The sequence below is a fragment of the Actinokineospora enzanensis DSM 44649 genome, from assembly GCF_000374445.1.
In the GTDB taxonomy this organism is placed as follows: domain Bacteria; phylum Actinomycetota; class Actinomycetes; order Mycobacteriales; family Pseudonocardiaceae; genus Actinokineospora; species Actinokineospora enzanensis.
The window spans coordinates 618,247-629,319 of the sequence record NZ_KB894403.1 but is presented as its reverse complement, the minus strand read 5'-3'; the positions used below and the strand labels follow the sequence as shown (position 1 = coordinate 629,319).

The 11,073-nt window shown below is 71.0% G+C and carries 13 protein-coding genes; 4 read left to right on the top strand and 9 right to left on the bottom strand.

The features are described 5' to 3' along the window. Positions 1 to 19 precede the first annotated feature (19 nt). The 5 genes from C503_RS37570 to C503_RS0102565 form a co-directional block, all read right to left on the bottom strand. The gene (locus C503_RS37570; RefSeq protein WP_018680640.1) at positions 20 to 322 is read right to left on the bottom strand and encodes a DUF2218 domain-containing protein; all 303 of its coding nucleotides are present in this window, start codon (positions 320 to 322) and stop codon (positions 20 to 22) included. A 288-nt stretch (positions 323 to 610) separates the two neighbouring features. After that, positions 611 to 979, bottom strand: a complete 369-nt coding sequence (locus C503_RS0102580; protein WP_018680639.1) for a hypothetical protein — start codon at positions 977 to 979, stop codon at positions 611 to 613. 191 nt (positions 980 to 1,170) lie between these two features. After that, positions 1,171 to 1,956, bottom strand: a complete 786-nt coding sequence (locus tag C503_RS0102575) for a hypothetical protein (RefSeq protein WP_018680638.1) — start codon at positions 1,954 to 1,956, stop codon at positions 1,171 to 1,173. Between the two features lie 150 nt (positions 1,957 to 2,106). Continuing rightward, positions 2,107 to 2,775, bottom strand: a complete 669-nt coding sequence (locus C503_RS0102570; protein WP_018680637.1) for a response regulator — start codon at positions 2,773 to 2,775, stop codon at positions 2,107 to 2,109. After that, positions 2,772 to 3,917 carry a sensor histidine kinase gene (locus tag C503_RS0102565; protein WP_026315909.1) on the bottom strand — a complete coding sequence of 382 codons (1,146 nt, stop codon included), beginning with the start codon at positions 3,915 to 3,917 and terminating at the stop codon, positions 2,772 to 2,774. The genes C503_RS0102570 and C503_RS0102565 overlap by 4 nt, the downstream gene beginning before the upstream one ends. A 244-nt stretch (positions 3,918 to 4,161) precedes the next feature. Between C503_RS0102565 and C503_RS0102560 the strand changes: the two genes are divergently transcribed. Together C503_RS0102560 and C503_RS0102555 are read left to right on the top strand one after the other, a co-directional pair. Then, a complete protein-coding gene (locus C503_RS0102560) occupies positions 4,162 to 5,079 on the top strand; it encodes an ABC transporter ATP-binding protein (RefSeq protein ID WP_018680635.1) in 918 nt (305 codons plus the stop codon). Further along, positions 5,076 to 5,843: an ABC transporter permease gene (locus tag C503_RS0102555; protein ID WP_018680634.1), complete on the top strand. Its 768-nt coding sequence runs from the start codon at positions 5,076 to 5,078 to the stop codon at positions 5,841 to 5,843. Before C503_RS0102560 ends, C503_RS0102555 begins: the two co-directional genes overlap by 4 nt. Here the strand turns inward: C503_RS0102555 and C503_RS45620 are convergent. Both C503_RS45620 and C503_RS0102545 read right to left on the bottom strand, forming a co-directional pair. Then, positions 5,813 to 5,962: a hypothetical protein gene (locus C503_RS45620; protein ID WP_018680633.1), complete on the bottom strand. Its 150-nt coding sequence runs from the start codon at positions 5,960 to 5,962 to the stop codon at positions 5,813 to 5,815. The two genes, C503_RS0102555 and C503_RS45620, sit on opposite strands and share 31 nt — an antisense overlap. A gap of 5 nt (positions 5,963 to 5,967) precedes the next feature. Beyond that, entirely contained in the window at positions 5,968 to 6,330 is a 363-nt protein-coding gene (locus tag C503_RS0102545) for a PLD nuclease N-terminal domain-containing protein (protein ID WP_018680632.1), read from the bottom strand. Between the two features lie 369 nt (positions 6,331 to 6,699). On the opposite strand from C503_RS0102545, the gene C503_RS0102540 reads away from it, so the two are divergent. Next, on the top strand, positions 6,700 to 7,611 hold the full coding sequence (locus C503_RS0102540) for a hypothetical protein (protein ID WP_018680631.1): 912 nt from the start codon (positions 6,700 to 6,702) through the stop codon (positions 7,609 to 7,611). Positions 7,612 to 7,827: 216 nt separating this feature from the next. Here C503_RS0102540 and C503_RS37565 read toward each other — a convergent pair whose 3' ends face one another. Both C503_RS37565 and C503_RS37560 read right to left on the bottom strand, forming a co-directional pair. Further along, complete coding sequence (locus tag C503_RS37565) at positions 7,828 to 9,024, bottom strand: hypothetical protein (RefSeq protein WP_051114714.1); 1,197 nt, start codon at positions 9,022 to 9,024, stop codon at positions 7,828 to 7,830. After that, positions 9,021 to 9,914: a hypothetical protein gene (locus C503_RS37560; protein ID WP_018680629.1), complete on the bottom strand. Its 894-nt coding sequence runs from the start codon at positions 9,912 to 9,914 to the stop codon at positions 9,021 to 9,023. Before C503_RS37560 ends, C503_RS37565 begins: the two co-directional genes overlap by 4 nt. Positions 9,915 to 10,404: 490 nt before the next feature. Here C503_RS37560 and C503_RS0102525 point away from each other — a divergent pair, with 490 nt between their 5' ends. Continuing rightward, positions 10,405 to 11,073: a papain-like cysteine protease family protein gene (locus tag C503_RS0102525; RefSeq protein ID WP_156892907.1), complete on the top strand. Its 669-nt coding sequence runs from the start codon at positions 10,405 to 10,407 to the stop codon at positions 11,071 to 11,073.

The following is an 11,073-nucleotide window of genomic DNA, read 5'->3' as shown; positions in this document are numbered from 1 at the left end:
CTGCGGCGGTGTGCCGCGGTCAGGACTCGTCGGTGGTGCGGGTCCAGGTGACTTCCAGTTCCTTGCGCTGGCCGAACCGCTCCAGGTGGCTGCCCAGCACGTGTTCGACCCGGGCGATGCCCTCGGGGTCGGTGCCGGTGGCGGTGAGCGTGAGGACGCCGTCGCCGATGGTGATGGCGCCGGTGGTGGTGTCCAGGGTGGTGGTGGAGGTGGGGCCCTCGGTGCTGAACTCGATCTTCCGGCTCAGGTGCGCGACGAGCTGCTTGGCGTAGCGCTCCGGGCTGTCGGTCCGCACGTCGGCGCGCGAGGTGTAGAGCGGCACAGGTCCTCCCGTGGGTTAGGTGACCCTTACAGCTTCGCCCCGCCCCGTTGAAACCTCAAACAACCCTCGGTGTGGCGTGAGTCATAGCTCCGATGGGTGAATCCGCGCTGTGTATCCGGACGTCTTCCGAGTCCGATTCGTCCAGCGGGCTCGTCCCATTCTCTCGCCGGTGACCGGTCACGCGGGATTGTCCATTCCGGATGGCGGACCCGGCCTTTTGCGACAGCGTGGACAACCGTTCGCCTGCAGGATTCCGCCGCGCAGGCGGCGCGGCGGAATCCTCGCGCGTCAGCGGGTGACGAGCAGGTCCCAGCCTGCCACGCCGGAGCGGCTGAAGTACGCGTTCCACACGTGGCCGTTGATGCCCGCGAAGCCCGCGTTGTTGGCGTCCGACTGGGTCGAGAGCGTGGTGATGTAGACGCCTGCGAAGTGGTTGGCGGTCGGGTCGACACTCAGGCTGTAGCCCGCGACCCCGTTCTGGCACTGGTACGAGGCGAACACGCCGCCTGCGACGCCGTTGTTGCCCGCGCTGCTGCACTGCGCGGAGGTGGGAACGGTGAACAGGTACACCGAGGACTGTGCCTGGGCCGGTGCCGCGAGGGCGATCGCGCCCGCGGCGGCGATCACGGCGGCGGCAGCGGGGATGCGGACGGACATCGTGCTGGCTCCATTCTGGTCGATTTCCGAACCACTTCCGACGCTACCGGCGGCTCATAGACCCAAATGGATTGTTTGACAGTAGGCGATATCCACTCAGGGTGAAAACCGCGATCCGGTCCGGTTTCATCGCGGCACGTTGCGTCGCCGCCCGCGATGTTCTCCGTAGGACGAACGGCGGATGCCGATGATCACCCTCGGAAGTCGAGTGTGTTCCCGGTCACCCGGGCCAATTGGCCCGCCGCGGCCCGGTGGCCCGCGTAGTCGAGGACCGCGATCCCGGGCAGTTCCGCGCGTGCCGCCGCGTAGGCCGCGACCTCCCACGCCCGCCAGTGCTCCTCGAACTCGACCGCCGCCGTGTCGGCCAGCGTGCCGCCCGCCAGGTCGGCGTCCAGCGCCGCCGTGCCGAACACCGGCGCCACCGCCGCGTCGGCCGCCGCCGCGACCCGGTGCGGCAGCGCGGGTCCGCCCGCGAGCAGCCGGGCCCACCGGCGGTCGGGCAGGTCGTCGATCCGCACGTCCGCCAAGTGCAACGCGGCCGGGCCGCGCGTGGTCGCGAGCTCCAGCACGGGGGACTGCATGCACACCAACGCCAGCGCGGTGGTCGTCGACAGCTTCCGGTTCGTCCCCGCGACGCCCGTCAGCGCCTCCCGCATTCGCCCGAACAGCGGTGCGCACGCCGGGTAGACCTGGTACAGGCGCGGGGAATCGCCGTAGTGGGCAGCGGCGATGCTGATGCTGGAGTAGGTCGCGAACGTCTCGTGCGTCGTGCGGGTCGCGTCCAGGAAACGGCGCAGCGGCGCGCCGGGCGTCCGGGCGAGCGCGTGCAGCAGGATGCCCCACGCGGTGTCGTCGTTGAGCAGGCGGTGGTGGGTGTCGTGGATGTAGACGACCGAGTCGACCACCTCGTCCCCGGTCTCGGCCGCCGGGTCGTCCGCACCGTCGAACAGCAGCCGCGCGAGGTGTTCGTCCGTCATCGATTGCCCTCCAGTCCTGGGCCACCCGGACACTGATCATCTCACCGCGGCGCCCGCGGTGGATGGCCTGGTCCAATCCTGGCGGGTCTACTGTGGACGAGAAGGGCCGCCCGGGATTGTTGCGATGCGGCAACGGATTCGGTCGGGCGGTCACCGGCGGTCGGCCGCCACCAGGCCGGACTCGTAGGCGGCGATCACCAGCTGGGCCCGGTCCCGCGCCGCCAGCTTGGTGAACAGGTGGCCGACGTGGGACTTCACCGTCGCCGGGCTCAGGTGCAGGTGCCCGGCGATCTCCGCGTTCGACAACCCGCGCGCGACCAGCGTCAATACCTCCCGTTCGCGCGTGGTCAGCCCGTCGAGCGTGCGCGGTACCGCGGCCGTCGGGTGCGCGTGCCGGGCGAACTCGGCGATCAGCCTGCCGGTCATCCGCGGTGTCAGCAGCCCCTCGCCCGCGGCCACGGTCCGGATACCGGACAGCAGGTCCTCCGGCGGCGTGTCCTTGAGCAGGAAGCCGCTGGCGCCCGCGCGCAACGCGCCGAACACGTAGGAGTCGAGGTCGAACATGGTCAGGATCAGCACGCGCGTGCCGGGCGAGGCCGCGCAGATCAGCCGGGTCGCCTCGATGCCGTCGAGCTCGGGCATGCGGATGTCCATCAGCACCACGTCGGGATCGCCGCGCCGGGCCACGTCCACCGCCTCCGCACCGGTGCGCGCCTCGCCGATCGCGACGAGGTCCGGCGCGCTGTCCACCAGGAGGCGGAAAGTGCCGCGCAGCAACGCCTGGTCGTCCGCGACGAGCACGCGGATCCGCTCCGTCACCGGCGTTCCCCCGCGCGGTAGGGCAGGCTCGCGCTGACGTAGAACCCGCGGATGTCGCGCCTGCCTGCGGAGAACTCGCCGCCGTACATGGCCACCCGCTCGCGCATCCCCACCAGGCCGTGGCCGCCCGCGCCCGCCGCCGGGTCGGCAAGGTCCGTCTCGCCGTCGTCGGCGACCTCGATCCGGACCTCCTGCCCGGTCGCCGCCACGACGACCCGGCAGCGGGTCGGGCCCGCGTGCTTGACCACGTTCGTCAACGCCTCCTGCACGATGCGGTAGACAGTCAGCTGCACGGTGTCCGGAAGATCCCCCGCCGCGCGCACATCCAGCTCCGCCCGCACCCCGACAGTCGCCGCCTGCCGCACCAACTCGGGCAGCTGTGCGATACCGGGCGCGGGCGCCAGCTCATCCGGCCCGACCTCCGTGCGCAACACGCCGAGCATGCGGCGCATCTCGGTGAGCGCCTCCCGGCTCGTGGTCTCGATGGTGTGCAAGGCGGCGCGCACGGACGCGTCGGTGCCCGCCGGGAGGAGCAGCCGGGTGACACCGGCCTTCGCCGCGACCACGCCCATGCTGTGCGCCACGCTGTCGTGCAGCTCGCGCGCGATCCGCAGCCGTTCCTCGGCGACCGCGCGCCCCGCCAGCTCCTCGGTCACCCGCGCGGCCGCGGCCCTCCGATCGCGCAGGGCCCGCCCGATCGCCCATGACGCGCCCGGCATCACCGGCCCGAGGGGCAGCAGCCGGACCAGGTCGCCCTGCCATGCCACCGGGGTGCCCGCGACGAGGCCGACCGCCAACAGCCCCAGGCTGACCGACGCGATCACCCGCGTGGACGGACCCCGGCGCGGCGCGTCCGCGAGCGCCACCGGGTAGAGCGCGAACGCCGCCGCCGCGAACGGCTCGCGCAGGTGCCCGGTGGACCAGCCGAACACCGTGACGGCCAGGACGGTCCAGAACACCGGGACCGGCCACACCCGGCGCGCCGCGCAGGGCAGCGCGATCCCGGCCACCACCATGCCCTGCCACCACAGCGCCGGACCGGGCGTCGGGCCGTCCCGGGTCATCATCGGCAGCACCAACGCGTAGACGCACGCGATGACACCGTCGGCCGCGACCAACGCGCCGCGACTCCACCGCCGCACGGAGTCCGGACGCGCAGAGACGAGACGTGCTGAGACGAGACGTGCTGAGTCGGGACGCGGGCCTGGCTCGTGCACCCGTCCCACTGTATTCACCCGCCCCGGAAACCGCGTCGGACCACGGGATGACAGACCACGGTATGAGTCCGCCCGCCGGAACGTGCCCGCGTTCCGCCGTGGGGCGGAGGCGCGAACTCGGGTGTCGGGCCGATGTGTCGACCCGGCCCGGCGCGGGAGCGTGCCGGTCATGATCGAGGTGCGAAACCTGACCAAGCGCTACGGACCGACCCTGGCCGTGGACGACCTGACCTTCACCGTGGCCCCCGGCCGGGTCACCGGGTTTCTCGGCCCCAACGGCGCCGGGAAGTCCACGACCATGCGGATGATGCTCGGCCTCGACGTGCCCGCCGCGGGCGACGTCCTGGTGGACGGCAAGCCCTACCACGCGCTGCGCGAACCGTTGCGGCACGTCGGCGCGCTGCTGGAGGCGAAGGCCGTGCACCCGGGCCGATCCGCCCGCAACCACCTGCTGTGGCTGGCGCAGACCAACGGGATCGGCCGGGCCCGCGTCCGCGAGGTGATCGACCTGGTCGGCCTTGGCGGCGCGGTGGACCGGCGCGCGGGCGAGTTCTCCCTGGGCATGGGCCAGCGGCTGGGCATCGCCGCCGCGCTGCTCGGCGACCCGGCCGTGCTGCTGCTCGACGAGCCGGTCAACGGGCTGGACCCGGAGGGCATCCGGTGGATCCGCACGCTGATGCGGGACCTGGCCGCCGAGGGGCGCGCGGTGTTCGTGTCCAGCCACCTGATGAGCGAGATGGCGCTCACCGCCGACCACCTGGTGGTCATCGGCCGGGGCAGGCTGCTGGCCGACACCGACATGGCCGGGTTCATCCGCCGCAACGCCCGCTCGCACGTCCTGGTCCGCACCCCGGACCCGGCCCGGATGCTGGCCCTGCTCACCGCGGCGGGCATCGGGGCGGTGGCCGGGCCGGACGACACGCTGGAGGTGGACGAGGTCGAGCCCGCCCGAATCGGCGCGCTGGCCGCGGCGGACGGGCTCGCCGTGGACGAGCTCAGCCCGCGGACCGCCTCGCTGGAGGAGGCGTTCATGCGGCTGACCGCCGACTCGGTCGAGTTCCGCGCCGCGGACGGGGCGGGCCGGTGACCACGTTCCCCCGGCTCGCCGCGGCCGAGCTCACCAAGATCCGCACGCTCCGGTCGACGGCGTGGACGCTGGTGCTCGCGTTCGTGATCACCGTGGCCTTCGGTGTCGGCGTGTCGTTCTACCTGTCCACGACATTCGACCGGCTCGGCGCCGAGTCCCGCGCCACGTTCGACCCGTCGGACTTCGCGATGTCCATGGTCGAGTACGGCCAGTTGGTCCTCGTGGTGTTCGGCGTTCTGGTGGTGGGCTCGGAATACCGCGGCGGCACTATCCGAGCCGCGCTGGCGGCCGTGCCTCGTCGCAGTGAGTTCTATCGAGCCAAGATGTTCGTCGGTGGCGCGCTCGCGTTCGCGGTATCCGAGCTGACCGTGTTCGTGATGTATTTCGGCTCGCAGGCCGCATTGGGCTCGCACGGCGGCGCGATCACCGATCCCGGTGTGTTCGGGGCGGTGTTCGGCACCGGTCTGTACCTGACGATGATCGCGGTGATCTCCATGGGCGTGACCGCGATGCTGCGCAGCCCGGCGGTCGCCATCGGCACGCTGATCCCGTTCTTCTTCATGGTGTCGAACATCCTCGGCCACGTACCCGGGGTCCGGGTGGTCGGGCAGTTCCTGCCGGACCAGGCGGGAAACCAGATCATCTTCCGGCACTACCCGACCGGCTCGGTGCTCGGACCGTGGACCGGCCTGCTGGTGATGGCGGCATGGACCGCGCTGGCCCTCGCGGGCGGCTACCTGGTGCTGCGCTCGCGGGACGCCTGAGCCGGGGGAGCGGTGTCCGGCGCGGACCTGGGGGTCGCGCCGGACACCATGTCGTCCGGGAACACCGTGCAGTTCAGCAACACCATGCTGTCCAGCAGCGCAGTGCCGTCCTGGGTCAAACCGGTCAGAACTCCTGCTTGTTGTCGCGTGCCTTGCGCCGCTGCTCCTCGGCCCGTTCCCGGCAGCGTCGGAGGAACTCCTCGTCGGACGCCGAGTCGTTGGCCGCGAACCGACCCGGCCGGTCGTACTCGGGGAAGCGCGGCGCGCTCCGCTCGTACGCCCCCGGCCGGTACCGGCCCGCCTGCTCCGGCTTCCCGGCTACCAGCCACAGCAGGGAACCGATGAGCGGCAGGAACAGCACGACCATCAGCCAGCCGAACTTGGGCAGGTTCCGCGGCAGCCCGTCCGGCGTGGTGATCACGTCGACCAGGCAGAAGATCCACAGGCCCATCACGGCGAGCCCGAACAACCCTTCGAAATACAACATCCCCAACCCCCACGTCGATCGGACGGCGACATGTTAGGGCACCGGACCGACAGTCCGGGCTCGGCCCTCCGATGGTGGTTTTCGGCCACTTCCACCACTCCGTCCGCCGCTCGCCGACGCCGCGCCCGAACCGCTCCCGCGCGCTCCGACAATCCGGCGAAGCCGTCCGGATTGTCGGGTTGCCGGTTCTTGACGCCGGTATAACTTGGCGCTCGAAAAAGTGCTATCACCGCGCTGACCTGTGTGAACAGTCTCAATGGGAATGGCAACCCCGCGGTCGGAAGGAATCCCGGACATAGCATTTAAGTACCGCGGGTCGGTTGTCCCGACGCCCGCACGATTCCTTCCCTGCGAACACAAGGAAATACCGTGAAGCGGAAATTGTTGGTCATGGCCTGTTCCGCCGGACTGATCGCGGCCGCCGCCGTGGGCGCGCACTCGGCCGCCGCGGCGGGTTCCGCGGTCCCCGCCCCGGCCCTGGCGCGGGAGGTGCCCGGACTGACCGGGGACGCCGCCAAGGCCGCCGCGGGCCCGTCGGCGGACCGGTTCCTGCAGCTGCGCCGCGAGCAGGCGGGCAAGGCGGTCGCGCCGCGGGCAGCGGCGCAGAAGCACACGTTCTGGGGTCCGGAGCCGCAGCTCAACAGCAACGCCGACGGGTTCGTGGTGACCCAGAGCGTGACCCCGAACCTGCGCATCTCCAACCGGTCCGACGTCGTCTACGCGCCCACCATGAAGCCCACCGGGCACTCGTGCATCGAGGTCGTCACCGCCTACGGGCTCGGCCAGGGCGCCCAGGTCTGGGCGTGGGACTGGTGCAAGTCCGTCTCGCCCGCGAAGGTCGTGCAGATCGACAGCTCGTTCCTGTCGAACTACACCACCACGGTCAACGGCCACCCCGCATACACCGTGCAGGAGGTGCGCACCAACGCCTCCAGCAACACCTGGGTCGCGCAGCTGCAGAACGTCAAGACCGGGGCGTGGGACGCGCTGTTCACCCAGAGCGGCTCCGACCAGAGCACCCTCAACGAGGGCTGGGACATCTTCGAGATCTACGCGACGCACAACAACTCCACCGGCCGCGCGTACTACTGCAACGACGCCCGCGGCACGGTGTTCGAGTCGAGCTCGATCAAGCTGCGGATCGGCGGCCAGTGGGTCGCCGCAACGCAGTCGAACTCGCCGCTGCGACCCACCGCGACCCCGCGGCCCGCGGACTATGACTGCCCGACGCTGAAGTTCGAGAACGTGACCGCGAACAGCCACTGGCGCGTCACGGTCTAGTGGTGCGACCCAGAATGTCGGCCGTGTATCGGCGGGTCCATGGCGTGGCTGGCGGTGCCGCCGGGACGGCCTCGTACTGGATGTACTCGGTCGTTTCCGGCGGTGCCGTCAGGCACGTCGTGGGCGGGTCGAGACATGGTCGACGTTCTGGGTCGCACCACTAGTCGCGGCACCGGTGCGGACTTCCGCGGTGCCCCTCTCCGGGCACCGCGGAGGTCACCCGCCGAACGGGGAGGCCTGACCGGCGTCGCGGTAGGGCAGCCGGAACACGGCGGCGGCCTCGTCCAGGTCCACGATCGCCAGCAGGTGCCGCGCCACCTCGTCGACCGCCTCCGGCGGAGCCCCCTGGGCCTCGGCGGCCAGCGGCGTGAAGTCGAGCGAGGTGATGTTGCGCCACGCCGTCGGGAACTCGGCCGGGTGCGGACGCACGAGCGCCGGTCCCGCGCCCGCGAACCCGCGGTCGGCGGCGCGCGCCGACACGGTGTCGGCCGCCAGCTCCGCCAGCAGACCCGGCACCGGTTGCTCGGCGGCGATCGACGCGCGGAACAGGAACGCGTGATCGGTGTAGCGGTGCAGGGCGTCGGTGGCGAGCGGGTAGGCGGCGGCCGCGAACTCGTCCGCCGGTCGGGCCACCCGCCACACCGCCGTGGTCGACGGTCCGGGCCGGGCGAGCCGGGACAGGTCGGTGGCGCGTTGCGCGAGATGGGCCCGCAACCCCGGGCCGACCCGGTAGGGCCGCAGTCCGATCGACAACATGGCGCGGAATGGCAGCCCGGCCAACGCCGACCACAACGGCTCCCAGGGCCTGTGTTGGCGCACGAACGGCGTCACCGCGGTCAGCCACGGATGGTGAGCGTCGTCGCGGCGCGTGGGTCGGGAGGTCAGCCGTTTGCGGATCTCCAGGATGCCCGCGCTGTCGGGGCGGAACGGGTCGAGGACCCGCAGTGTCTCGGCGTCGTCGGTGACCGGGGTCGCGGTGGCGTGCGCGGGCAGCACGGCGAGATGGTCGCGCAGGTCCGCCACGAGCTGTTCGGTCCGGTCCGGCTCCGGGCCCTCGGCGCGGACCAGCAGGTAGGCGTCCACACAGGACTCGCCGGGGCGGTTCAGGTACCGGATCTCGACGGTCGCGTTCGCGTCGACGAGCGGCTCCCAACAAGACCGCAGCCACGCCGAGTCGTCCGGCACCTGGGCGGTCTCGTGGCCGTGGATGTGCAGGCCGCCGAACACCTGTCCGGTCTGCACGACCGACCGCGCCGGTCCGGATTGGACGTTGTGCACCCCGAAGGGCGGCGCGGGCGGCGGTTCCGGCGTCGGGGAACCGACCACGGCGGTGGCCGCGGGGCCTATCCGGCTCGCCGCCCAGACCCACGACCGGCTCGCGTCGCCCGCGATGACCAGCCCCGCCCGCGTCATCGCGCCTGCCTGGGCTGCGGCGGCCCCGGCTGGGGGTGGTGGCCCGTCTGCGAGTGAACCGGCTGGGCGGGACCCGGCTGTGGCGCGGCGGCGGCGTAGGGCAGGCCCTCGATGGCGGGCATGCCACCGGGGAAGCCGTAGTTCTCGGCCACGTTGACATTCCGGATGGCGGTGTGCAGTGCCTCGCGGCACACCGCGTGCACGGTCTCGCGCATCGCCTTCAACCGTTCCTCGTTCATCACGCTCCCGACGAAATCGGTGCGGTTGGCGCGGTTGACGTCGGCGAGCAGCACGGTGCCCTTGCGGATCCGCCACATCGTCCAGCCCAGGTATAGACCGGTGCCGTAGCGGAACGCGGACACGAAGACCCAGTAGTTGCCGTCGACCATCACCAGCCGGTTGGCCGTGCCGAAGGAGGTCGCGCGACGGTGGACGTTGTACTGCATGGGCAGCTGCCGGTCACGCAGCCTGCCCGCGATGTGGCTGTACACCGATTCCGCGGCCCACGCCTTGCCCGCGAGCACGGTGCACCACTCGCTGACCGCCTCCTGCTGCTCGCGGAACAGGAAGACCACCCACGTGCCGACGAACGCGAGGATCGCCAGGATGAATCCGATCGCCAACAGTGTCGAGCCTCCGCCACTGCTGCTGCTGCTGCCGCGCGAGGACGATGCCCCGGCCAGACCTCCGTTGAACAGCCAGAAGAGAATGAACACGACCAGCAGGGTGATCGACAGGCGGACGGACCGGCGCCAGGTGTCGCGCACGACCCCCTTGCCCGCCGAGTCGTCGAGCAGCAGGTCGGTGGGTGCGTGCCGGAGCGTCTGCTCCAGGTAGATGGCGTCGCCGTCGTCGTCTTCCGACGGCTGCACGTGCGCGGAGGTGGACATCGCGCGGCTCCTCCCGTGGACGGGGCGTGGGGAGCGGGACCGTACCGTACGGCCTACGTGTCCACGTTCTCGGGAGGCGTGGCTCCTTTTTGTCCACCCGCGCAGCGGGGAATTCGCTCGACGCCGGTAGCGCTCGACCGGCGCGGTGCGATTACGTGGGCGGACGCCTGTTTGCCGAGACGCGGGCGATGGCCCATCGGATTTGTCCGAAGAGTCCGATCACCATTACCGCGGCGTGTCATTCACAACAGGTGAATGTCCGATGAATGTTCCTGCTCGCCGCCCGTTCACGGAGGTCGCGGCGAGTGGCGGTGCTGCTGGAGCCGGTGCCGCGGTGCCGGGTGGCCGGTGAACGATCACCTCCCACCGGTTGGGAATGGCCTGCCATTGTTCCGGCTGAAAAGGCGCGCGACGGTATTTCCATCCGGCCTTTGTCCCCGGTCATGGCCGGTGCGGAGAAACGGTTCCCTACCCTGCGAGGAGAACATTCGTGGATCGGACAACCATCCGACGAGGCTTGCCTGCGGTCATCGCCGCGGCGGCCGCCATCACCGCGGTCGTACTGCCGTCGACGGGCTCGGCGTCGGCCGCGTCCGGTGCGCAGGCCCGACCCAACGGCCTGATCAAGACCGCCGAGCACACCGAGGTCAAGGAGATCGCCCCTTGGCGCGCCTCGCTCGACGCGGCGCCCTTGGCGGCGAAGAAGCTGACCTACACCCAGCAGGTGCAGACCCAGGACCAGTGGTGCTGGGCGGCCGACGGCTCCAGCATCGAGCGTTCCCTGGGCGGCACCGCCTCGCAGCAGCAGTTCTGCGCGGCGGGCAAGGGTCGGTGCGTCAACCAGGGCGCGCAGATCAGCGAGATCGTGCGCGGCTTCCAGGGCACCGGCTTCAACGCCCAGGACGCGGGCGGCCCGGTCAGCTTCGCGACGATCACCAAGCAGATCGACGCGGGCTCGCCGCAGCTGACCGGCATCTACTGGACCTCGGGCGGCGGCCACGCCGAGGTGATCTACGGCTACGACTCGTCGAACCAGACCATCTACATCGGCGACCCGTGGCCGTCCTACCAGCGCTACCAGACCTGGAACCTGACCCAGTACCGGTCGAACAGCCAGTTCCGGTGGAACGACACCATCGTCAACATCCGGAAGCGCTAA